This is a genomic window from Paraburkholderia sp. J69-1 (genome assembly GCF_905220255.1).
In the GTDB taxonomy this organism is placed as follows: domain Bacteria; phylum Pseudomonadota; class Gammaproteobacteria; order Burkholderiales; family Burkholderiaceae; genus Paraburkholderia.
In genome coordinates this window covers 333,612-355,958 of the sequence record NZ_CAJMZG010000008.1, presented here as the reverse complement: position 1 = coordinate 355,958, position 22,347 = coordinate 333,612, and the positions used below count along the sequence as shown (strand labels likewise).

The following is a 22,347-nucleotide window of genomic DNA, read 5'->3' as shown; positions in this document are numbered from 1 at the left end:
TTCGCCTTTGGCAAGATCAGTACACGTCGCGCACATAACGACGCTCGCGCGACATCTGGCCGACGTATTCGCCGGCCGCATCGTCGCTCATGCCGCCATGCTGCGCCACGACCGTCCTGAGTGCGGCGTCCACATCCTTCGCCATCCGGCTCGCATCGCCGCAGACGTAGAAGTGGGCGCCCTCTTCCAGCCATGACCAGAGCTGCGCGCCGTTTTCGCGCATACGGTCCTGCACGTAGACCTTTTCATGCTGATCGCGCGAGAACGCGAGATCGAGTTTATTCAGCAGGCCGTCGCCGCGCATTGCTTCGAGTTCGTCGCGGTAATAAAAGTCCGTTGCCGCGTGTTGCTCGCCGAAGAACAGCCAGTTGCGGCCCGAATCGCCCCGCGCACGACGCTCGTGCAGAAACGCGCGGAACGGTGCAACGCCGGTGCCGGGACCGACCATGATCATCGGCGTGTCGCCGCTGCGTGGCGGACGGAAATACGTGCTCTTTTGCACGAATACCGGCACGCTGCCCGCCGTCGCGCGATCGGCGAGGAAAGTCGACGCCACGCCTTTTCGATCGCGCCGCCCGTTGTGATAACGCACGGCGGAAACGGTCAGATGCACTTCGCCCGCGTGTGCCTTCGGGCTCGATGAAATCGAATAAAGCCGCGGTTGCAGACGCTTGAGCATGCCGGTCAATTCACGCGCCGAGAGTTCGACGGGATACTCGTGCAGCACATCGGCGAGTTGTTGTCCCCACAACCAGTTCTTCAGATCCGATTTGCGGTCGTCGTGCAGCAGATCGCTCAGGCCCTGACCCCGCGCACGCGCGGCGATCAGCGCAAGCGCATCGGCACCGGGACGGGCGATTTCATAGTGATGGCTCAACGCATCGGCGAGACGAACATCGCCCACGCCCGGCACATCCACGGGTGTATCGGCGTGCAAATGCGTCAGTGCGAGCACTTCGTCGACCAGCGCGGGGCAATTTGTCGGCCATACGCCCAGCGCGTCGCCCGCTTCGTATTCGATGCCCGCTTCGCCAGTCGCCAGTGAGAAGTAACGCGTGTCCTTGCTCGCGCCCTGCATGTTCAGGCGCACGTTGGCCACCAGGCGCGACGCGGCCGGACGCGTCTTGGTCGGCGCACAGCCCGGCAACACTTCGGGAATCGATCCGCCCGCGGGCACAGCATGCAGCGCGGCGTCTTCCTCCTTGATGCGCGCCGTGACGCGTTCGAGCCACGCGTCGGCGGTGCTCTGGAATTCGCTGTCGCAATCGACGCGCGCCATCAAACGCTGCGCGCCCAGCGCTTCCAGACGTGTATCCAGATTGCGCCCGTGGCCGCAGAACTGGTCGTAGTTGCGATCGCCCAGCGCGAGCACGGCATAGCGCAGCGATGCGAGACGCGGGGCATTGTCGGCCTTCAGCGCGCTCCAGAACGGCTCGCCGTTATCGGGTGAATCGCCGTCGCCGAAGGTGCTGGTCATCAGCAGTACGTACTGTGCCTTTTCCAGATTCGCGAGCGTGTAATCGGCCATGCAGGCCGTGCGAATCTCGCAGCCCGATTCCATCAATTGCGTGGCGTAGCGCTCGACCAGCGACTCCACGTTGCCCGTTTGCGAGGCCCAGAGCAGCACGACTTTCGGACGCGTGTGCGCGATGCGCACGCTGCCTTGCTGCTCGTCCTGCGGCCTGGCGGATTCGATCAACGGCGCGACGCGCGATGGCGCGCGGCTGAATAAACCCGCGAGCAAGCCATCCACCCATGCGCGTTTTGCAGCGGTCATCGGCGCATGTTGGGGAAGCAATGGCACCGCAGCGTCGGCGGACTCGTTGCGCGACGCGCGCAGGCCGTTCACAAAACCCGCGAGATAAAGCCGCTCGGTTTCGCTGAGCGACGGCGCGGGCGTCGCGCCAAGGTCGAGTAGGTTCGCAAAGGCATCGATTCGGGTCATGTCGAATTCCTGGGGCAACGCCGCTTCATGGGTCTCTTGCGTGGCGGTCTGCGCGTCGTGAATGTCGCGCGCATCGGGTTCGACCACGACAGGCTCGGGCGCGACGCGCGTGAGCGCGACGGCGCAGAATTTCAATTCGGGCTGCTGGGAAATGGCGTCGATCGCATCGCTCGTCACAGCGTTGACGCAGAGATCGTCGCCGAATACGTCGTTCCAATGCATCGGCGCGAAGCAATTGCCGGGCTGCACGCGGTCGGTGATCACTGCGGGCAGCACCACGCGTCCGCGACGCGAACGCACTTCCACGCGGTCCTTTGCCGCGATGCCGAGCGCACCGGCATCTTCGGGATGAATCTCGACAAACGGCGCGGGATTGAGCTTGTTGAGCATCGCCACCTTGCCGGTCTTCGTCATGGTGTGCCACTGATGCTGCAAGCGCCCCGTGTTGAAGACGATCGGATACGTGCCATCGGGCAGTTCGGCAGGCGCCACATGCGGGCGCGCGAAGAAAACGCCCTTGCCATGCGGCGTGGCAAAGACGATGCGCGGTTCGCCGTCGCGAGCAGCGTCATTCAGATAACGAATGGGATTGCGATCGCTTTTCGCATCGGGCGCGCACGGCCATTGCAGCGGCGTTTCGCGAAGCTTCGCGTGACTCACACCGCGCAGATCGTAGCCGGTCTTCGGGTTCGAAAAGCCGACAATCTCATCGAAGACTTCAGCTGCGCTCGCATAGCTGAATGCCGCTTCAAAACCCATTGCGCAGGCCACGCGCGCGATGATCTGCCAGTCGGGCAACGCTTCGCCCGGCGGCTCGACGGCGCGCTGCGTGAGCGTCATATTGCGCTCTGAGTTAATCATCACGCCTTCGGCTTCGGCCCACAGCGCGCCGGGAAGCAGGACATCGGCGTATTGATTGGTTTCGGTGTCCAGAAACGCATCCTGGGCGATCACGAGTTCGGCGGCGCGCAGACCGGCCATCACGGTCTGACGATTCGCAACCGAAGCCACGGGATTCGTGCAGATGATCCAGCAGGCCTTGATTTCGCCTGCCGCCATGCGCGAAAACATGTCGATGGTGCCGCCGCCCAGCTTGGTCGTGAGCGTGCCTTGCGGCACTTGCCAGCGCGCCTCCACGAAGGCGCGATCGTCTTTGGACAGCACCGAACGCTGCCCCGGCAGGCCCGGACCCATATAGCCCATTTCGCGCCCGCCCATTGCATTGGGCTGGCCCGTGAGCGAAAACGGTCCGCTGCCGGGACGGCAGATCTTGCCCGTCGCCAGATGCAGATTGCAGAGGGCGTTGGTGCTCCACGTGCCGTGCGTGCTCTGATTCAGGCCCATGGTCCAGCAACTCATCCACTCGGGCGCAGCGCCGATCATCTGCGCGGCGCGGCGGATATCGGCTTCATCGAGCCCGGTGATGGCCGCCACTTTCTCCGGCGTGTAATCGGCGAGAAATGCGGGCATCGCGTCCCAGCCTTGCGTGTACTGTGCGATGAAATCGGCGTCCGTATGGCCGTTTTCGTGCAGCAGATACAGCAGGCCGTTGAGCAACGCGAGATCAGTGCCCGCCTTGATCGGCAGATAGAGCGAGGCTTTATCCGCGGTGGCCGTGCGGCGCGGGTCTACCACGATCAGCTTCGCGCCAGCCTTCACGCGGTCCATCATGCGCAGAAAAAGGATCGGGTGACAGTCCGCCATATTCGCGCCGATCACGAAGAAACAATCGGCGCGATCGAAATCCTGATACGAACCCGGCGGGCCATCCGCGCCCAGCGAAAGCTTGTAGCCGCTGCCCGCGCTCGCCATGCAAAGACGCGAATTCGATTCGATATTGTTGGTGCCGACAAAGCCCTTCGCGAGTTTGTTGCCGAGGTATTGCGCCTCGATCGACATCTGGCCGGAGACGTAGAACGAGAGGGCATCGGGACCATGCGCGTCGAGCGTCGCGCGCAGACGCGCCGCCGTATCGGCGATCGCCTGGGCGATGGGCAACGGCACCGGGTCTTCGTCGCGCGCGCGGCGCACGAAGGCGCGTTCGAGCCGCCCCGATTTGCGCAGCGCCACGTGCGCCGACGAGCCCTTGGTGCAGAGCCGCCCGAAATTGCTCGGGTGCTCGGTATCGCCGGAGATCTTCTTGACCTCGCCGTCCTCGACGTGCAGCACCATGCCGCAACCCACGCCGCAATAAGGACACACGGTCTTGACGCTCTTGCCCGTCATATCGATCTCTTACCCGTTCGTTTCAAGCGGATTCAAATAGCGTTAAGCGGCCACCCAAACCTGGCCGTCTTCCACGCGCGTGGCGAATGCATTCACCGAACTGCGCGGCTCTTCCAGGCATTCACCCGTAGCGAGATCGAAGTGATGCTTGTAGATCGGCGACGCCACCACGATGCGCTCGCCCAGACTCCCCACCAGCCCGCGCGACAGCACCGCGGCCTGCGAATTCGGATCGTAATTGCAAATGGCGAACACGCGCGCTTCGCCATCGTCGATATGAAATACGGCGATCTGCTCGCCCTTCACGAGCGCGCACACGCCCGTATTCGGCACGATTTCCTCGAGCTGGCAGACCGGCACCCAGCTTTCCGCGAACATGGCTTGGTTCATGTCATTCATTCTGGATTCCTCTCTAGTATTTAAACTGCCTCGACAACCACGGGAATATCGGCCAGCGCATTTCGTTGCTCACGCACCGGAATCTGTTCGCGCTCCTCGAGCGTCGCCGGGCGAATCTGGCCGCGCTCCTCCACGAACGTCACATGCTGATCGCCTTCTTCGCTATTGACGAAGTGGCGGAAGCGGCGACGCGTTTGCGGATCGGTCACGGCTTTTTTCCATTCGCATTCGTAGGTGTCCACCACGAGCTGCATTTCTGCTTCGAGCTCCGCACCAATGCCGAGCTTGTCGTGCACGATCACGTCGATCAGATAATCGAGGCCGCCTTCGAGGTTGTCGCGCCACACGCTGGTGCGTTGCAGACGGTCTGCCGTGCGGACATAGAACATCAGGAAACGGTCGATATAGCGTTCCAGCGTGGCGCGATCGAGATCCGCTGCGAGCAGTTCCGCGTGGCGCGGCTTCATGCCGCCATTACCGCAGACATAGAGATTCCAGCCCTTTTCCGTAGCGATAACGCCCACATCCTTGCCCTGCGCTTCCGCGCATTCGCGCGTGCAACCGGACACGCCAAATTTGATCTTGTGCGGCGCGCGCAGGCCCTTGTAGCGGTTCTCCAGCGCAATCGCGAGCCCCACCGAATCACCCACGCCAAAGCGGCACCACGTCGATCCCACACACGATTTCACCGTGCGCAGCGCCTTGCCATAAGCGTGACCCGATTCGAAACCGGCTTCGATCAGTTCTTCCCAGATAAAAGGCAATTGCTCGACGCGTGCACCAAAAAGATCCACACGCTGACCGCCCGTGATCTTGGTATAGAGACCGTATTTCTTCGCCACCATGCCCACGGCGATCAGCCCTTCGGGCGTCACCTCACCGCCCGCCATGCGCGGCACCACCGAATAGGTGCCGTCGCGCTGGATATTGGCGAGGTAATAGTCGTTCGAATCCTGCAGGCTCGCGTGTTCCTTCTTGAGCACAAACTCATTCCAGCACGAAGCCAGAATGCCGGCTACGGCAGGCTTGCAGATATCGCAGCCCAGACCGTGACCATGCTTTGCGAGCAGCGCGCCGAACGTCTTGATCTGCTCGACGCGAACGAGGTGATAAAGCTCCTGACGCGAATACGGGAAGTGCTCGCAGAGATGATTGTTGACGGCCACGCCCTGACGCTTCATTTCCGACTTCATGACCTGCGTAACGAGCGGCACGCAGCCGCCGCACGACGCGCCCGCGCGGGTTGCGGCCTTCATCGCGCCGATGCTGGTCGCGCCTTCGCGCACGGCGGCGCAAATCTGCGCTTTCGACACGTTATTGCACGAGCAGATCTGCGCCGCTTCGGGCAAGGCTTCCACGCCGAGCGCGGGCTTGGCCTTGCCGTCGGCTTGCGGCAGGATCAGGAATTCGGGCGCTTCCGGCAACTCGATACCGTTGAGCATCATCTGCAACAGCGTGCCGTATTCGCCCGCGTCGCCCACCATCACCGCGCCCAGCAGCTTCTTGCCGCATTCGGACACGACGATCTTCTTGTAGACCGCGCGGCGTTCATCGGCGAAACGGTACGAGCGGCTGCCTGCCGTCTTGCCGTGTGCATCGCCAATGCTTGCCACATCCACGCCCATCAGCTTGAGCTTGGTGCTCATGTCGGCGCCCGCGAAATCCTGCGCGACGTCGCCCGCCAGCGCCTTCGCGACGATGCGCGCCATGTCGTAGCCCGGCGCGACGAGACCGAAAATCTGCCCTTGCCAGAGCGCGCATTCGCCGATGGCGTAGATATCGGCGTCGCTCGTACGGCACGCATCGTCGATCACGATGCCGCCGCGCGGGCCCACTTCGAGGCCGCAGGCACGCGCCAGTTCGTCGCGCGGACGAATGCCCGCCGAGAACACGATCATGTCGGTTTCGAGGTGCGTGCCGTCGGCGAACACCATGCGATTCGCGGCGCTTTCGCCATCGACGATCGCCGTGGTGTTCTTCTGCGTATGCACGCTCACGCCCAGCGCCTCGATCTTGCCGCGCAGCATGCGCCCGCCGTCGTCGTCCACTTGCACGGTCATCAGGCGCGGCGCGAATTCGACCACATGGGTTTGCAGGCCGAGATCGCGCAGCGCTTTCGCGCATTCGAGACCCAGCAGGCCGCCGCCCACCACCACGCCGGTTTGTGCGCTCGCGCCACGCGCCTGCATGGCTTCCAGATCTTCGATCGTGCGATACACAAAGCAGTCCGAACGATCATTGCCTTCGATCGGCGGCACGAACGGCGAGGAACCGGTGGCCATCACCAGCTTGTCGTAGACGAGCGTTTCGCCGTTCGACACGCTGACCGTGCGCGCGGCACGATCGATCGACACGACCTTCGCGTCGAGCACGAGGCGCACGCGATCGCGCACATCGTCGCGCTCGAAAAAGCCTGCGCTCACGAGCGAAAGATCGTCGGCGCTCTTGCCTGCGAAGAATTCGGAGAGATGCACGCGGTCATAGGCCGGGCGCGGCTCCTCGCAGAGCACGGTGACGCGCAGCGGCTGCCCCGTTTGCGCGGCATTGGCGAGCACGCTTTCCAGAAACTTGTGGCCCACCATGCCGTGGCCGATGACGACGACGTTCAGAGCGTCCGTTGCGAGCGTAGATTGCGTCATGCCTGTGCACCCTGCTAGAGAGAAAATAAAAAAGGCGTCCCGCAAATCCCGCTTCAAGGAAGCCAGATTCAGGGGACGCCGTTGTCCTGTGTTCAATCGAATTGTCCTGCCTGCTGCCCGCATGACTTGCGGTGCAGCAGCCGGATCGCCATTGATCCGGGTTCGCAGGTCTTTATGCAAGCGTTGTGCCAATGCGGATGAAATCGGCGCAATGCCTTTCGCCGTGGGCGTTTGCGCCGCTCGCGCGATGATCGGGCACGATCGGCGCGCTGATTCACGACGATGCAGGCGGGCACAAGTTTGGTGCCGTGCAGCACGGCGTGTGTGCGCTTTCGGTGCGGTTTCCGGTGCGTGCAAGCGGCTGAAACGAAGCCATCACGCGCGATCACGCAGCGGCGGGCGTTGGTCTGGAACTTGCGTTATTCGACGCAACCGGCAACGATGCCGGTACGCGCAATACGGTTAGACATCGCAGGAATGGACAACGGCGTCCCCTCGTCACTCATGGCGAGCGGACGCCGTTTGCATTTGAAGCGCAAGATCGACAGTGCGTCACAACGCACGCCATCAAGGACGAAACATGAACGACGCAACGGGCAAGGTCACATTGTTGAGCGCAGGTCCGGGCGACCTCGACCTGCTCACGCTCAAGGCCGCGAAAGCGCTCGCGCGCGCGCAGATCGTGCTGCTCGACGATCTCGTCAATCCAGAAATCGCTTCGCTGGCCCCGCAAGCGCGCATCATCAAGGTCGGCAAACGCGGCGGCTGCAGATCCACGCCGCAGGCGTTCATCGAACGTCTGATGGTGCGCTACGCGCGCAAGGGTCACGATGTCGTGCGCGTCAAAGGCGGCGACGCGCTGCTGTTCGGCCGCGCAGGCGAAGAACTCGCGGCGCTGCATCGAGCGGGCGTGCCGTTTGACATCGTCAATGGGGTGTCGTCGGCATTCGCGGCGGCGGCGGGCTTAGGCGTCTCGCTCACGCATCGCGATCATTGCCAGGGCGTGATCTTCGTGACCGCGCATCTGCGCGACCATAGCGAACCCGACTGGCGCGCGCTCGCCGCCACGCAGATGACGCTCGCCATCTATATGGGCATGAGCCGGATCGACGGCTTGTGCGCAACGCTCGCGCAGGTGCTCCCGGGCGCTACGCCAGCGGCGGTCGTGCAATGGGCAGGCACGGCGCAGGAGCGCCGCGTGATGGGCACGCTCGGCGATATTGCGGAACGGGCGCATGCGGCCGGACTCGGCAGCCCGGCGATCATTCTGGTGGGCGACGCAATCGGCGAAGCAATTGCGCTGACGGGATTCGATGCGCACACAACGAACGTGCCGATGCTGCGCCGTGCGTGAAGCGCGATTAGCGCAGCACTTTCTTCGCCACCATGAACGGCAGGCGCACGCCGAATCCGGCCACGAGCCGCAGATGCATCCACGAAAGCAGCAGATTGTCGCGCGCGTAATTGAAGTGCGAGACGCCGCCTTCGTGCGCGCTGAAGTAACGCACGGGCGCTTCGATCTGGATCGGCCGCACGCCGGCCCAGCACAGGCGCACGGCGGCTTCGGGATCGAAGTCGAAGCGGCGCATCCATGCATGGCTGCGCATGATGGTCATGAGCGGCGCGATCGGATAGACACGGAAGCCATACAGCGAATCGCCGATACCGGCCCACAGCGTTTCGAAGTCGGCGAGCATGTTGGAAAGCCGGCGGCCCTGCACGCGCAGTTGCGGCGCGCTTGCGTCGAATTTGGGCCGGCCTAGCACCATCGCTGCGCGATCGGCTTGCGAGGCGGCCATGAAGCGCGGAATCAGATCGGCGGGATGCTGGCCGTCCGAGTCCATCGTGAGCACGTGCGTGAAGCCTTGCGCCGCGGCGGCTTCCATGCCCGCGAGCACCGCCCCGCCCTTGCCGCGATTGGCGGGCAGCACGATCACGTGCAGGCCGGGATCGCCGGCCGCCATCGCCTGAAGGCGTTCGGCGCTGCCGTCGGTGCTGCCGTCCACGACCACCCAGACCGGGTTCCATTGCGCACGCGCGGCGCGCACGGTTTCATCGACCTTGACGCCCGGGTTGTAGCTCGGGATCAGGACAAGATGGGTGGTGGAAGCGGCTGGCGTGGACATGGCGAACGCAATACTGACAAAGTTGAATGACCCGGCGAAGACAGATGCCCGCGGGCTCGGGATCGGGTTGAAGCGGCGATCGGCTAACGGCTAACGGCGGCCGGACTCAGGCCAGCCCGCCGTTGATCGACAGCACCTGCCCGGTCACATAGGCGGCGGCATCGGACACGAGATAGGCGACCATGCCGGCCACTTCCTCGGGCTGACCGGCGCGCTGCGCGGGCACCAGTTGCTTGATGCGCTCGGCGGGAAAAGCGTCCTCGGCCATCGGCGAAGCGATGATGCCCGGCGCGATCGCATTGACGGTGATGCCGCGCGACGCGACTTCGAGCGACAGCGCCCGGGTCGCGCCAATCAGGCCGGCCTTGGCCGCCGAATAGTTGACCTGACCGCGATTACCCATCACACCCGCCAGCGAGGCGATATTGACGATGCGCCCGCGACGCGTGCGGATCATCGGCAACATCAGCGGCTGCGTGACGTTGAAGAAGCCGTTGAGCGACACGTCGATCACCCGGCGCCACTGCTCGCGCGACATGCCCGCGAGCGGTGCATCGTCGTGAATGCCGGCGTTGTTGACGAGAATCTGCACGGGCGCGTCTTCGATCAACCGTTCGAGCGCGGCCTGGGCGGCGTCGGCGTCGGTCACGTCGAAGGCAATCGCCTGGGCCTGACCGCCTGCATCGACGATACGTTGCGCGACGGCCTGCGCATCGTCCAGACGCCGGTTCGCGTGCACCCAGACTTCATGGCCGGCTTCGGCCAGCGCGGCGCAGATGGCCTGACCGATCGAGCCGCTGCCGCCGGTCACGAGCGCCCGCATGGGCTTATCCCTCGGCTTGTCCTTGTGCATGTCAGTCCCCGTTATGCCATGGCGGCGCGACGGCAGCGCAAGCGCCGCTCAGCGCGTGCGATGCGCCTCGACGTAGGCCGACAAGGCGCCCAGCGTCGCGTAGATTTTTTCGTTATCCGGATTGTCCGAACGCAGCTCGAAACCGTACTTCTTCGAGATCAGCAGCGCGATTTCCAGAATATCGATGGAATCGAGCCCAAAGCCTTCGCCATAGAGCGGGGTCTCGGCCGTGACATCCGCGATCGCGATGTCTTCGAGATTCAGTTCACCGACGATCAACGTCGCGAGTTCGTGTTCCAGTGGGTTCATGTGCGTGCGTGAGAAGCGTGAGATGAGGGGCGCGCAACGGCTCGGAATGCTCACGAGCGGCAGCCGCCATCGGTTATAGTCCGGCTCCCGGCGCCAGCCCCTGATTTTAGGGTTCGTTTGGTAAAAGTTACGCGGATTCTAGACGAAGGGTATCGGGGCGTATACGGGGAGGCCTTCCGAAAGGTTACAGAGGGTCGGGCACAGGCCGTGTGGCTTTGAGCACGCAAAGTCGCGTCGCGCCTGAAGGGCGGTGGGCCGACCTCGCTGCGGCGATTGCCGGCGCCTGCGCGGTGTCATACAAACGGTTACAAAGCGCCCAGAAGGCTTACCGAGGAAGCCGGCCGGGCATCTTAAAATACGCCTGCCCCGAATTATGGGCCGCAGATTGATATGACATAACTGAGTTCGTGAGCGAAGCCGCTATCTCGTAAGCGAACTGAAAACTCCCGCAGCCACCATAGACCAGGACTCCCGACGATCATGCTCCGCCCGCCCGTTCGCGCCCGTTATGCCTGTTCCGCGCGTCATGCCCCGGCCTGCCATGCAGTGCGCGAGGGCGTGCGTGCAGGAGCCGCGCAATGAGCGCGGGCGGCGCAGTGGTGCGCACGGGGCTGGGGATCGCGGCGGTGATTGCGTATCAGGTGCTCGCGCATCATGCGGTCGCCACGCCCGGCGAACAGGGTCTAGGGCTCGCGATGGCCTTGATTCCGCCGTTGTTGCTCGCGCTGGGCGCAGCCGCGAAATCGCCGCGCCGGGCGTGGCTCCTGCCGCTCTGGGTGGCAGGCGCAGGCGCGCTCTGGGTAGCGCGCACGCCGCTTGCTCAGCAGTTTGAATGGGGCCTGTACATCGAACACGCGAGCTTCAATCTGGGCATGGCGCTGCTGTTCGGGCGCACGCTGGTCGCCGGACGCACGCCGTTGTGCACGCAGTTCGCGTCGATGTTGCATACCCGGGACGGCAGCGCGCTCGCACCGGCGATTGCGCGCTACACGCGGCAGATCACGCTTGCATGGACGCTGTTTTTTGTCGCGACCGCCGCGGTATCGACGCTGATGTTTGCCTTCGCGCCGATCGTCGACTGGGCGACCTTCGCGAATTATCTGGCGCTGCCGCTGGTGGGCGTGATGTTCGTCGCCGAGCATGCGTGCCGGCGTTTCGCGCTGCCGGGCGAACGGCGCGCGGGCATGATGGAATCGGTGCGCGCTTATCGGGCCTCGTCCGGCGCGGCGAACGCGGGCCGAACGTGAACTGACCGTCCGCACGCGCACTGAATGAATGATTGACCGGCACGTCGTATCGCTGGTCCCTGTTTTCGTATCAACCGATTTATGCAGACTCATCCGCTGGTTTCTCACACCTCGCCCCGTCAGGTCATCGCCTGGCGCGACGGCTCGCCGGTCACGGTGCGCGCGTTCCTCGCCGAGGTCGCGCAGGTTGCGGCTGCGCTGCCGCCGGGCACGCACGTGCTCAATGTTTGCCGCGACCGTTACCGTTTCGCGGTGAGTCTGTGCGCGGCGCTGGTGTCGGGCCGCATCAGCTTGCTGCCTTCGACGCTCACGCCGGAAATGGTGCGCCAGATCGCGTCGTTCGCACCCGATGCGTTCTGCCTCTACGACGCGCCCCACTGCAGCATCGATCTGCCGCAAGTGCGCTATCCGGCGGCCCCGCAAGCGGCAGATTCCGCGGATTACGCCGACCCGACCCACGCGCCCTTCGACGTCCCGCAGATCGACGCCGAACGCGTGATGGCCTACGTTTTCACGTCCGGTTCGACCGGCACGCCGGTGCCGCATCGCAAGACCTGGGGCTTTCTCGTCGGCGCCATGAAGGCTTCGGCCGCGCGCCTGGGTCTCGCCGCACCAGGTCTCGCCGATCACACCGGCGCCACGCCGACAATCATCGGCACCGTGCCGGCGCAGCATATGTACGGCTTCGAAACGACGGTGCTGCTGCCGCTGATCGCGGGACTCGCGTTCAGCAACCGCCAGCCGTTCTATCCCGAGGACATCCGCAGCGAACTGGCCGCCATCCCGCAGCCGCGCGTGCTGGTGACTTCGCCGATCCATCTGCGCGCGCTGCTCGCCAGCGACGCCGCCGTGCCCGACGCCGCACTCGTGCTCAGCGCCACCGCGCCGCTCGCAGCAAAGCTCGCCAGCGATGCCGAAGCGCGCCTGCACGCGCCGCTCGTCGAGATCTACGGCAGCACGGAAACCGGCCAGATCGCCACGCGCCGCACCGCGCAGGGCGCGACGTGGACGCTCTACGACGCCATCCGCCTCGAAGCGCGCGACGATGCCAGCGCCGCGCAGGACGACGGCCCGAGCGTGTGGGCGTCCGGCGGCCACATCGAAACGCCGGTGCCGATGGGCGACGCGCTCGAACTGCTCGATACGCATCGCTTCCTGCTGCACGGGCGCAAGGCGGATCTGATCAATATCGCGGGCAAGCGCACATCGCTGGCGTATCTGAATCATCAGCTCAACGCGATCGACGGCGTGACGGACGGCGTGTTTTTCATGCCCGACGAAGGCGCTCGCGCCACGCCCGCCGCGGAGCCGGTCACGCGCCTTGTCGCGCTGGTGGTCGCGCCCGCGCTGGACGCCGCGCGTCTGCAACGCGCGCTACGCGAGCGCATCGACGCGGCGTTCATGCCGCGTCCGCTGATCTTCGTCGATGCACTGCCGCGCAACGAAACCGGCAAGCTCCCGCACGACGTCCTCGCGGCGCTGGTCGCGCGACATACGCGCGGCGGGGCCCAAAATGGCACACAGCGCGACGCACAGATCGACGCAGAAGCCGCCGTAAAGCCCGCCCTGAATTTCACGATTGCCGCCGATCACCCCGCGCTGCCCGGACATTTCCCGGGCCATCCGATCGTGCCGGGCGTCGTGCTGCTCGACCACGCCATCGACGCGATCGGTGCGGCGCTCGATCGTCCGTTCAACACCTGGCGTCTGAGCGCGGCGAAGTTCCTGAGCCCCGCCGCGCCCGGCGACGCGCTCGAGGTCGAGTTCGACACCCAGGCGAGCGGCGCGATCCGCTTCACCGTGCGCGCCGGCGCGCGCGATGTCGCGAGCGGTACGCTCTCGGCCGCCACCAGCGCCATGCAAAACGTAAAGACTAGCGCGACAACCACGCAGGAAGGGCCGCAGCCATGACCCAGAACACTCAACGCACCGCTAGCAACGACACGGACCCTTGCGCAGAAAATCGCGCAGAAAATCGCGCAGAAAACCGCGCAGAAAACCGCGCAGAAAACCGCGCAGAAAGCGGCGCCGATAACCGCACCAGCAGCCACGCGGGCACCCGCACGGACTGGGCCCAGCGCGAGGAGCGCGGCAACGCGCTGCTGTTGCGCGCCATGACGTGGATTTCGCTGCGTCTGGGCCGCCGCGTCGCGCGCACGCTCGTGCATCTCACCGCCGCCTATTTCGTGCTGTTCTCGCCGCGCGCACGCGCCGCGTCGCGCGACTATCTGCGCCGCGTGCTCGGCCGTCCGGCCAACTGGCTCGATCTGTACCGGCACGTCTTCACCTTCGCGGTGACGATCCACGACCGCATCTACCTGATGAACCAGCGCTTCGACCTGTTCGACATCCGTCCCAAAGGTCATACGCTGGTGGACGAAGCGCTCGCCAGCGGGCGCGGCGCGTTCCTGATGGGCGCGCATCTGGGCAGCTTCGAAGTGGTGCGCGCGCTCGGCCGCACCAAGCCCGACCTGCGCGTGGTCGTGACGATGTACGAAGAAAATGCGCGCAAGATCAACGCGACGCTCGCCGCCGTGAACCCGGCCGCGCAACCGGAGGTAATCAGCCTCGGCCAGGTCGATTCGATGCTGCGCGTGAACCGGCGGCTCGACGAAAACTGCATGGTCGGCATGCTCGCCGACCGCACCCTGCTCGCCGACGACACCGCCGCGCTGCGCCGCATGGCCTTTCTCGGCGAGCCCGCCGCGTTTCCGCTCGGGCCGCTCTATATGGCCGCGATGCTCAAGCGTCCGGTGATCTTCATGACGGGCCTGTATCGCGGCGGCAATCGCTACGACGTGCACTTCGAAAAGCTCGCCGATTTCACCGACATCCCGCGCGAGCAACGTCAGGCGGCCATCGATGCGGCGCTGGTGCGCTACGTCGCGCTGCTCGACCGCTATTGCCGCAGCGCGCCGTATAACTGGTTCAACTACTTCGACTTCTGGCAGACGGCGCAGAAGCCGCAGGACGCGCCGGCGGAACAGACGCAGTCCAGCGCCCAAAGCGCCGAAGCCAAGGCAAAGAGCGCGGCGCTGGCCGCACGGCTCGCGCAGAACGCGTTTGCGGCCAGTAGCGCCAATCGGGCCGGCGGTGCGGTCGGCGCGGCCGCCCACGCGCAGACCCGCGCACCGGCGCGCCGCGACAAAACCGCCAGCCTCGCCACCCGGGAGACTTCCGACGCATGAGCGCCCTTCGCTTTCCTTCGCTGCGCCACGTCACACGCGCGCTCACCGTGTGTGTGCTGATGGGCGCGAGCCTCGCTCAAGCGGCGTCGCCGGCGGCATCGCCAGCCTCGGCACCCGATGCAGGCTGGACGCTCGACCGCCTGATGTCCACGCTCGCGCAGCACAAGTCGGGCCGCGCCGCGTTCACCGAAACCAAGTACCTCGCAATCGCGACGCAACCGGTCGAATCGTCCGGCGAACTCTCCTTCGTCGCGCCCGACCACCTCGAAAAGAACACGCTCGCGCCCAAACCCGAGCATCTGGTCGTGGACGGCGACATGCTCACCGTCGATCGCAACAACCACAAGTACACGCTCGCGCTCGCCCGCTACCCGGAACTGGGCGCGTTTATCGAGAGCATCCGCGCGACGCTCACGGGCAACCGCTTCGCGCTGGAGCAGACCTACCAGGTCGCGCTCACCGGCAACGGCGACGACTGGACGCTCACGCTCACGCCGCGCGATTCGCAGATGCGCAAAACCGTTAGCGCAATCACGCTCGAAGGCACGCGCGATATGCTGCGCAGCGTGGCGATCCAGCAGGCGGGCGGCGATCATTCGGTGATGCGTCTGCGCCCGCTCGCGGCGTCGGCGTCGTCATCGAATTGAGCGCCAGTCTGGCGACAACCCAGCGCCAACCGAGCCCCGCGCCCGCACCCCGCCTCAATCAGCCTGCCCGATCCGCATGAAACCCTCCCTCGAACCCAGCCTGCCCCGCCGCTGCCTGCAGGCGCTGCAACGCTGGGCTGTGCCCGTCTGGCTGCTGTTCCTGCTCGCCTGCGCCGCCGTGATCGCGCGCACGCCGTTCAGCACCGATCTGTCCGCCTTCCTGCCGAGCGCGCCCAGCGCCAGCCAGCGCGTGCTCGTCGATCAATTGCGCGACGGCGTGGTCTCGAAGCTGATCCTCGTCGCCATCGAAGGCGGCGATCCGGCCACGCGCGCGCAGCTCTCCAAACAGGTCGCCGCCAGACTGCGCGCCGATCCGCAATTCGCCGCGCTGCATAACGGCGAAGCCGTCAACGACGCGCGCGATCAGCAGTTCGTGTTCACGCACCGCTATGTGCTGAGTCCCGCCGTCACGCCGCAGCATTTCACCGAGGCCGGCCTGCATGCGGCGCTGGGCGACAGTCTCGATCTGCTGAGTTCGTCGGCGGGCCTCGTCGCCAAGGATCTGCTGCCGCACGATCCGACTGGCGAAGTCGCCGCGCTCGTCAGCCAGCTCGATAGCGCCGCGCAGCCCGCGACCCAGGACGGCGTCTGGGCCTCGCGCGACGGCTCGCGCGCCGTGCTGGTGGCGCAGACCGCCGCCGCCGGTTCGGACACCGACGCCCAGGCCCGCGCCATCGACGCCATCCAGCACGCCTTCGATGCGGCCGCGGCGCATGTCCCGGGCTCACCCGGCTACCGCCTCGTCATGAGCGGCCCCGGCGTGTTCTCGGTGCAGACGCGCGATGCGATCCGCCACGACGTCGAACGCATTTCCGTGCTCAGTCTTGCGCTGATCGTCGCGCTGCTGCTCACGCTCTACCGTTCGCCGCGCACGCTGGTGCTCGGGCTGCTGCCGGTGCTCTCGGGCGTGGCGGCGGGCATCGCAGCGGTGAGTCTCGCGTTCGGCACGGTGCAGGGGCTCACGCTCGGTTTCGGCACGACGCTGATGGGCGAAGCCGTCGATTACTCGATCTATCTGTTCGTGCAGTCGTCGCGCCCGCCCGCTGGCGCACGCGCGGCAGACTCGCTGCGCGCCTGGGTCGCGGCGTACTGGCCGACGATCCGTCTGGGCGTGCTGACCTCCGTGTGCGGCTTCGCGTCGATGCTGTTTTCGGGCTTCCCCGGCCTCGTGCAACTGGGCGCGTATTCGATCGCGGGCCTCGTGACGGCGGCGCTCGTCACGCGCTTCGTGCTGCCGCGTCTGCAAGGCGGCCCGGCGCTCACGCGCGACGTCACGCGTCTGGGCGGCTGGCTCGCGCGCGCCGCCCAGGCCGCGCCGCGTCTGCGCTGGCCGCTCGCGGCCGTGGCGCTGGCGGCACTCGCCGTGCTCGCGCTGCATCGTGACGGCCTGTGGAGCCACGAACTGTCCGCGCTGAGCCCGGTCCCGGCCGCCAGCCAGGCGCTCGACGCGCGCCTGCGCGCCGACGTAGGCGCGCCCGACGTGCGCTATCTGGTCGAAATCCCCGCCGCCAGCGAACAGGCCGCGCTCGAAGGCGCGGAAAAGATCGGCGCAAGTCTGCAGCCGTTGGTCGATCGCGGCGTGCTGGCCGGTTTCGAAAGCCCGGCGCGCTATCTGCCGAGCGACGCCACGCAGCGCGCGCGCCTCGCCAGCCTGCCCGACGATGCCACGCTCGCCGCCCGTCTGCGCGCCGCGCTCGCCGATCAACCGATCGCCCTCAAGCCCGACGCCTTCGCCCCCTTCCTCGCCGATGTCGCGGCCGCCCGCCACACCGCGCCGATCACGCGCGCCGATCTGCGCGGCACCTCGATGGGACTCGGCGTCGATGCGCTGCTCACGCCGCGCGCGGGCGGCGGCTGGAACGCAATGCTCGCGCTGCGCGCACCGGACGGCGCAACGAAGGCCGATACATCGAGCCTCGATGCGGCAACGGTGCGCAACGCCGTCGACGCGGCAGGCGTGCCGGGCGCGCTGTTCGTCGATCTGAAAACCGAAGCGGACCGCCTCTACGCCAACTACGTGCGCGAGGACATTCGCCTTTCGCTGGCCGGTTTCGCGGCGATCGTGGTGCTGCTGGTCGTCGCGCTGCGCTCGCCGCAACGCGCCGCGCGGGCGCTCGCGCCGCTCGTCGCCGCCGTGCTGGTGGTGGCGGCGGGCTTCGCGCTCGCGGGCGTGCCGCTCACGATCCTGCATCTGGTGGGCATGTTGCTGATCGTCGCGGTCGGCTCGAATTACGCGCTGTTCTTCTGCAAGCGCGAAGCAGGCGCGCAGGCGTCGATTGCGCCCAGCACGCTGGTTTCGCTGCTGGTCGCCAATCTCGCGACGGTGGCGGGCTTCGGCCTGCTGGCGCTCTCGCATGTGCCGCTGCTCGAAACCTTCGGCCTGACGGTTGGCCCCGGCGCGATGCTCGCGCTCGCCTTCGCGGCGATTCTTGCGCCGCAGCCCGCGCGCGCGAAGGTGGCCTCGACGCTGAACGCGCGCGAGGAGAAACGCGTATGAACGCCGGCATGAACGCACCATCGATCCCGACGCTCGCCGCGCCGCGCCGCTGGAAGCCGTCGCCGCTGATTACCGGTACGGCCGCGCTGCACGTGGGCGCGGCGGCCGCGATGCTCGCCGAACCGGCGACGTGGCCGTGGGCGACGGGCAGCGTGATCGCCTCGCATCTGCTCGTCACGGCGGCCGGTCTCTGGCCGAAAAGCGCGCTGCTCGGCCCGAACTGGACGCGCCTGCCCGCCCTGCACGCCGCAGCGCACGCGGCTCCCGACAACCGTCTCGCCCTGACCATCGACGATGGCCCGGACCCGGAAGTCACGCCGCGCGTGCTCGACCTGCTCGACGCGCACGGCGCACGCGCCACGTTTTTCTGTATCGGCGATCTCATGCGGCGGCATCCGCGCGTGGTCGAAGCGATCGTCGCGCGCGGCCATGACGTCGAGAACCATAGCCAGCGGCATCGGCATACGTTTTCGGTGTCGGGACCGGGCGCGCTGCGCCGCGAAATCGAAACCGCCCAGCGCACTTTCGCCGATATCGCCGGGACGCGCCCGCAGTTCTTCCGCGCGCCCGCCGGCCTGCGCAATCCGTTTCTCGAACCGGTGCTCTGCGATCTGGGCCTGCATCTGGCGAGCTGGACGCGGCGCGGCTTCGACACGCGCGAGCGCGACGCGGGCAAGGTCACGCAGCGCCTGCTGGACGGCCTCGCGCCGCGCGACATCCTGTTGCTGCACGACGGCCATGCGGCGCGCGGCGCGGATGGCGAGCCCGTGATCCTCGCGGTGCTGCCCGAGTTGTTGCGCGCCGCCGCACACGCGCAACTGCGCTGGACGACGCTGCGCGAGGCGCTCGCCGACAGCCTGCCCGCAGTGCCGAAACGCCTCGACATCTCCGCCGGAAAAGCGGTTGAAGCGGCCCCGTTTGATAAAATTTGATGAATGACAAGGTGGGGCCGCGCAGCCCGGCGGTCCTCGAACACGTCCTCACCGACTTCCCGACCAGACGACATTCGTGAACCCACTCCTGCTCTCGCACTACACCGCCACGAGTTGCCTCGGGCGAGGTCTCGACGCGATGCTCGACGCCCTGCGCAACCAGCGCGGCGGTCTCGCGCCCTGCGATTTCGAACGCGCCGACCTCGACACCTGGATCGGCAAGGTCGAAGGCGTGGACGATGTGACGATCCGCGCCGGCCTGGAGATCTACAACTGCCGCAATAACCGGCTGGCCCAGCTCGGCCTCGAACAGGACGGCTTCGCCGCGAGCGTCGCCGCTGCCGTGGCGCGCTACGGCGCAGACCGCGTGGGCGTGTTTGTCGGCACCAGCACGAGCGGCATCCTCGAAACCGAGCGCGCCTATCGCCAGCGCGACATGGCCACCGGCAAACTCGCGGCCGGTTTCCACTACGCCGAAACCCACAATCCCTACGCGCTGGCCTCGTTCGTGCGCGCGTATTTCGGGCTGCGCGGGCCGGCCACGTCGATTTCCTCGGCGTGTTCGTCCGGGGCCAAGGTGTTCGGTTCGGCGCGGCGCATGATCGAAGCCGGGCTGATCGACGCGGCGGTGGTTGGCGGCGTCGATTCGCTGTGCCTGACCACGCTGTACGGTTTCAACTCGCTCGAACTGCTGTCACGCCAGCCGTGCCGTCCGTACGACGTGGCGCGCGACGGCATTTCGATCGGCGAGGCGGCGGGCTTTGCGCTGCTCGAACGCCTGCCCCAGCAAGCCGATGCGCTCGATGACGACGCCGTGCTGCTGATCGGCGTAGGCGAGTCGAGCGATGCGCACCATATGTCGTCGCCGCATCCCGACGGTCTGGGCGCGCGCGCGGCCATGGAACAGGCGCTCGCCAGCGCGGGCCTCGCGCCGGGCGACATCGGCTATATCAACCTGCACGGCACCGCCACGCCCAGCAACGACGCCGCCGAAAGCCGCGCCATCGCCGCGCTGTTCGACGCCGCGCCCGCAAGCTCGACCAAGGGCGCGACCGGCCACACGCTGGGCGCGGCGGGCGCGCTGGAAGCCGTGGCCTGCGCCCTCGCGCTGCGCCATCGCTTTATTCCCGCGGGCGTGAACACCACGCAGCCCGACCCGGCTCTGGGCGTCGACTACGTGCTGCAAAGCCGCGACGCCGATGTGCGCGCCGCGCTGAGCAATTCGTTCGGCTTCGGCGGCACCAACTGCAGCCTGCTGTTCGGCAGCGCGCGATTCTTTGGGGCGAACACGCCATGAAACTCCATGTCTGCCTCGAAAGCATCGGCGTGATCGGCCCGGGTCTGCCCGACTGGCCGCACGCCGCCGACGTGCTCGCGGGCCGCACGCCCTACGCGAGCGCGCGCACCGTGCTGCCGCCGCCCGCCTCGCTGCCGCCGGCCGAGCGCCGCCGCACTGGGCCGGTCGTACGCACGGCGCTGGCCGTCGGCCACGAAGCCGTCACCGCGAGCGGGCGCGACGCCACCACGCTCACCGCCGTGTTCGCGGCTTCGGGCGGCGACGGCCAGAACTGCCACGCGATCTGCGACACGCTCGCGGGCGACGACCGCCAGCTTTCGCCCACGCGCTTTCATAATTCCGTGCACAACGCGCCGGCGGGCTACTGGAGCATCGCGGCGCGCGCGCAGGCCGCCTCGAACGTGCTGTGCGCGCACGACGGCAGCTTCGGCGCGGGTCTGCTGGAAAGCCTATGCCAGGTGGCCGTGGACGGCGTCCCGAGCCTCTTGATCGCCTACGACGCCGATTACCCCGAACCGCTGCACACGGAACGCCCGATCGCCGACGCATTCGGCGTGGCGCTGGTGTTCGCGCCGCTGAACGCAGGCGGCGCGCCAACGCCGGGCCTCGCGCACATCGAAGCGCAGATCACCGACGCACCGGCCACCAGGCTGGCCTCGCCGGAACTGGAGGCGTTACGCGTCGATAACCCGGCGGCGCGCGTGCTGCCGCTGCTCGAAGCGATCGCGGCGCAACGCCCGGCGAGCGTGGTGATCGACTATCTGCCGGAAACGCGCGTGCGTATCGACGTGAGTTTTCCGCACCCGGGCGCGGCGCAGACGCATCACGCGGAGCCCGCGCCATGACCGCCGCCGTGCCGCACGACCTGTTGCACGCCGCGCCGCTCGATCGCGCGTGGATCGAGGCGCACATTCCGCACAGCGGGACGATGTGTCTGCTCGACGGCGTCGATGCCTGGGACGACCTGCATATCCGCTGCACGGCCACGAGCCATCACGATCCGCACAATCCGCTGCGCTCGCGCGGGCGGCTCGCTGCGGCCTGCGGTATCGAATACGCAGCACAGGCGATGGCCGTGCACGGCGCGCTGGTCGGCGCCAATGGCCCGGACGGCGCCGTGCCGCGCGTGGGCTTTCTGGCCAGCGTGCGCGGCGTGGAAGCCCACGTCGCGCGCCTCGACACTTTCACCGCGCCGCTCACGATCGAAGCCGATCGTCTGAGCGGCGATGCCAACACCGTCCTCTACGCCTTCACGGTGCGCTGCGGCGCCCAACTGCTGCTTTCGGGCCGCGCCGCCGTGATGCTGGACGCTTCGGCGCGGCTGCCCGGCAGCGGCACCGAAGCCATCACCAAGGGAGCATCATCATGAAAAACCGTTCGATCGTTTTCGCCGCGCTGCTGCTCGGCCTCGTCAGCTCGGCGGCGCACGCCGATCTGCATGAAGTGAAGGAAGACATCAAGCACGATTCGAAGGAAGCCGCCCACAAGACCGGCGAAGCCGCGCGCGACTTCGGCCATGCGACCGCACATGCGGCAAAGACGGTGGGCCACGGCATCGCGCACGCCTCGCGCGAAGGCTACGACGCCACCAAACGCGCGACCAAGCGCGTGTTCCACAAGGACGAAAGCCGCGACGACGCCAAAACCGACACCCATCGCGACGATGCCTGAGGCGGTGCCGAAGTAGACGTTTGAAGGCGCGCCGGCCAGTCGCTCTGCGGACTGGCCGGCGCGCCGCTTGTTGATGATTGCGGCTGTTTTCTCCCTCATCGCGCCCACGGCGCACCCACTGCGCGCCCGACTGGCGGGTTTTCGGGCCCGAATCCCTCTGCCGAACGGCCAATTTGCCCGTCTCGCGCTCACAACAAGGCAAAATACGGGTTTTCGAGCCCGTGCCGGCTCCTCTTTTTCCCGCCGGTTGCGCCTAAGCCCTTAGCAGACGCCGCCCGAGGACGTATCATCCGGGCCTCGACGCGCGGCCG

Annotated in this window: 17 protein-coding genes; 11 read left to right on the top strand and 6 right to left on the bottom strand. The window is 66.7% G+C overall.

Going from position 1 to position 22,347, the window contains the following annotated elements; all coding sequences use genetic code 11:
- Positions 1-16: 16 nt before the first annotated feature.
- Genes U5A67_RS17260 through nirB form a run of 3 tightly spaced genes read right to left on the bottom strand, consistent with a single transcriptional unit; the run spans position 17 to position 7,179 of the window.
- Positions 17-4,171 carry a bifunctional nitrate reductase/sulfite reductase flavoprotein subunit alpha gene (locus U5A67_RS17260; RefSeq protein WP_321815241.1) on the bottom strand — a complete coding sequence of 1,385 codons (4,155 nt, stop codon included), beginning with the start codon at positions 4,169-4,171 and terminating at the stop codon, positions 17-19.
- 42 nt (positions 4,172-4,213) lie between these two features.
- The gene (gene nirD, locus U5A67_RS17255) at positions 4,214-4,561 is read right to left on the bottom strand and encodes a nitrite reductase small subunit NirD (protein ID WP_321815440.1); all 348 of its coding nucleotides are present in this window, start codon (positions 4,559-4,561) and stop codon (positions 4,214-4,216) included.
- A 29-nt stretch (positions 4,562-4,590) separates the two neighbouring features.
- Positions 4,591-7,179 (bottom strand): nitrite reductase large subunit NirB, encoded by a 2,589-nt coding sequence (gene nirB / locus U5A67_RS17250; protein ID WP_321815441.1) that lies wholly within the window; start codon positions 7,177-7,179, stop codon positions 4,591-4,593.
- A 610-nt stretch (positions 7,180-7,789) separates the two neighbouring features.
- Here nirB and cobA point away from each other — a divergent pair.
- The gene (gene cobA / locus U5A67_RS17245) at positions 7,790-8,563 is read left to right on the top strand and encodes a uroporphyrinogen-III C-methyltransferase (protein ID WP_321815242.1); all 774 of its coding nucleotides are present in this window, start codon (positions 7,790-7,792) and stop codon (positions 8,561-8,563) included.
- A gap of 7 nt (positions 8,564-8,570) precedes the next feature.
- Here the strand turns inward: cobA and U5A67_RS17240 are convergent, their stop codons facing one another.
- The 3 genes from U5A67_RS17240 to U5A67_RS17230 form a co-directional block, all read right to left on the bottom strand.
- A complete protein-coding gene (locus tag U5A67_RS17240; RefSeq protein WP_321815243.1) occupies positions 8,571-9,335 on the bottom strand; it encodes a glycosyltransferase family 2 protein in 765 nt (254 codons plus the stop codon).
- A 106-nt stretch (positions 9,336-9,441) separates the two neighbouring features.
- Entirely contained in the window at positions 9,442-10,158 is a 717-nt protein-coding gene (gene fabG, locus U5A67_RS17235) for a 3-oxoacyl-ACP reductase FabG (RefSeq protein ID WP_205987453.1), read from the bottom strand.
- Positions 10,159-10,236: 78 nt separating this feature from the next.
- Positions 10,237-10,497 carry a phosphopantetheine-binding protein gene (locus U5A67_RS17230; RefSeq protein WP_205987420.1) on the bottom strand — a complete coding sequence of 87 codons (261 nt, stop codon included), beginning with the start codon at positions 10,495-10,497 and terminating at the stop codon, positions 10,237-10,239.
- Between the two features lie 578 nt (positions 10,498-11,075).
- Between U5A67_RS17230 and U5A67_RS17225 the strand changes: the two genes are divergently transcribed.
- The 10 genes from U5A67_RS17225 (at position 11,076) to U5A67_RS17180 (ending at position 22,036) form a co-directional block, all read left to right on the top strand.
- The gene (locus U5A67_RS17225; protein WP_321815244.1) at positions 11,076-11,744 is read left to right on the top strand and encodes a hypothetical protein; all 669 of its coding nucleotides are present in this window, start codon (positions 11,076-11,078) and stop codon (positions 11,742-11,744) included.
- An 81-nt stretch (positions 11,745-11,825) separates the two neighbouring features.
- Positions 11,826-13,655, top strand: a complete 1,830-nt coding sequence (locus tag U5A67_RS17220; RefSeq protein WP_321815245.1) for an AMP-binding protein — start codon at positions 11,826-11,828, stop codon at positions 13,653-13,655.
- 203 nt (positions 13,656-13,858) lie between these two features.
- Positions 13,859-14,932: an acyl-CoA synthetase gene (locus U5A67_RS17215; protein ID WP_415767855.1), complete on the top strand. Its 1,074-nt coding sequence runs from the start codon at positions 13,859-13,861 to the stop codon at positions 14,930-14,932.
- Positions 14,933-14,991: 59 nt separating this feature from the next.
- Positions 14,992-15,579, top strand: coding sequence for an outer membrane lipoprotein carrier protein LolA (locus tag U5A67_RS17210; protein ID WP_415767854.1), 588 nt, complete (start codon positions 14,992-14,994; stop codon positions 15,577-15,579).
- Between the two features lie 76 nt (positions 15,580-15,655).
- Complete coding sequence (locus U5A67_RS17205; RefSeq protein WP_321815247.1) at positions 15,656-18,136, top strand: MMPL family transporter; 2,481 nt, start codon at positions 15,656-15,658, stop codon at positions 18,134-18,136.
- An 8-nt stretch (positions 18,137-18,144) separates the two neighbouring features.
- Positions 18,145-19,068: a polysaccharide deacetylase family protein gene (locus U5A67_RS17200; RefSeq protein WP_321815442.1), complete on the top strand. Its 924-nt coding sequence runs from the start codon at positions 18,145-18,147 to the stop codon at positions 19,066-19,068.
- A gap of 76 nt (positions 19,069-19,144) precedes the next feature.
- A complete protein-coding gene (locus U5A67_RS17195) occupies positions 19,145-20,365 on the top strand; it encodes a beta-ketoacyl-[acyl-carrier-protein] synthase family protein (protein ID WP_321815248.1) in 1,221 nt (406 codons plus the stop codon).
- Positions 20,362-21,210 carry a beta-ketoacyl synthase chain length factor gene (locus U5A67_RS17190; RefSeq protein WP_321815249.1) on the top strand — a complete coding sequence of 283 codons (849 nt, stop codon included), beginning with the start codon at positions 20,362-20,364 and terminating at the stop codon, positions 21,208-21,210. The genes U5A67_RS17195 and U5A67_RS17190 overlap by 4 nt, the downstream gene beginning before the upstream one ends.
- Entirely contained in the window at positions 21,207-21,734 is a 528-nt protein-coding gene (locus U5A67_RS17185) for a hotdog family protein (RefSeq protein WP_321815250.1), read from the top strand. Before U5A67_RS17190 ends, U5A67_RS17185 begins: the two co-directional genes overlap by 4 nt.
- Positions 21,731-22,036: a hypothetical protein gene (locus U5A67_RS17180; protein ID WP_205985872.1), complete on the top strand. Its 306-nt coding sequence runs from the start codon at positions 21,731-21,733 to the stop codon at positions 22,034-22,036. Before U5A67_RS17185 ends, U5A67_RS17180 begins: the two co-directional genes overlap by 4 nt.
- Positions 22,037-22,347 lie beyond the last annotated feature (311 nt).

Bases quoted from the DNA above. Each gene is read 5' to 3' on its own strand.
- U5A67_RS17260 (WP_321815241.1), bottom strand. From the start codon at position 4,171: ATGACGGGCAAGAGCGTCAAGACCGTGTGTCCTTATTGCGGCGTGGGT.
- nirD (WP_321815440.1), bottom strand. From the start codon at position 4,561: ATGAACCAAGCCATGTTCGCGGAAAGCTGGGTGCCGGTCTGCCAGCTC.
- cobA (WP_321815242.1), top strand. From the start codon at position 7,790: ATGAACGACGCAACGGGCAAGGTCACATTGTTGAGCGCAGGTCCGGGC.
- U5A67_RS17240 (WP_321815243.1), bottom strand. From the start codon at position 9,335: ATGTCCACGCCAGCCGCTTCCACCACCCATCTTGTCCTGATCCCGAGC.
- fabG (WP_205987453.1), bottom strand. From the start codon at position 10,158: ATGCGGGCGCTCGTGACCGGCGGCAGCGGCTCGATCGGTCAGGCCATC.
- U5A67_RS17230 (WP_205987420.1), bottom strand. From the start codon at position 10,497: ATGAACCCACTGGAACACGAACTCGCGACGTTGATCGTCGGTGAACTG.
- U5A67_RS17225 (WP_321815244.1), top strand. From the start codon at position 11,076: ATGAGCGCGGGCGGCGCAGTGGTGCGCACGGGGCTGGGGATCGCGGCG.
- U5A67_RS17220 (WP_321815245.1), top strand. From the start codon at position 11,826: ATGCAGACTCATCCGCTGGTTTCTCACACCTCGCCCCGTCAGGTCATC.
- U5A67_RS17215 (WP_415767855.1), top strand. From the start codon at position 13,859: ATGACGTGGATTTCGCTGCGTCTGGGCCGCCGCGTCGCGCGCACGCTC.
- U5A67_RS17210 (WP_415767854.1), top strand. From the start codon at position 14,992: ATGGGCGCGAGCCTCGCTCAAGCGGCGTCGCCGGCGGCATCGCCAGCC.
- U5A67_RS17205 (WP_321815247.1), top strand. From the start codon at position 15,656: ATGAAACCCTCCCTCGAACCCAGCCTGCCCCGCCGCTGCCTGCAGGCG.
- U5A67_RS17200 (WP_321815442.1), top strand. From the start codon at position 18,145: ATGAACGCACCATCGATCCCGACGCTCGCCGCGCCGCGCCGCTGGAAG.
- U5A67_RS17190 (WP_321815249.1), top strand. From the start codon at position 20,362: ATGAAACTCCATGTCTGCCTCGAAAGCATCGGCGTGATCGGCCCGGGT.
- U5A67_RS17185 (WP_321815250.1), top strand. From the start codon at position 21,207: ATGACCGCCGCCGTGCCGCACGACCTGTTGCACGCCGCGCCGCTCGAT.
- U5A67_RS17180 (WP_205985872.1), top strand. From the start codon at position 21,731: ATGAAAAACCGTTCGATCGTTTTCGCCGCGCTGCTGCTCGGCCTCGTC.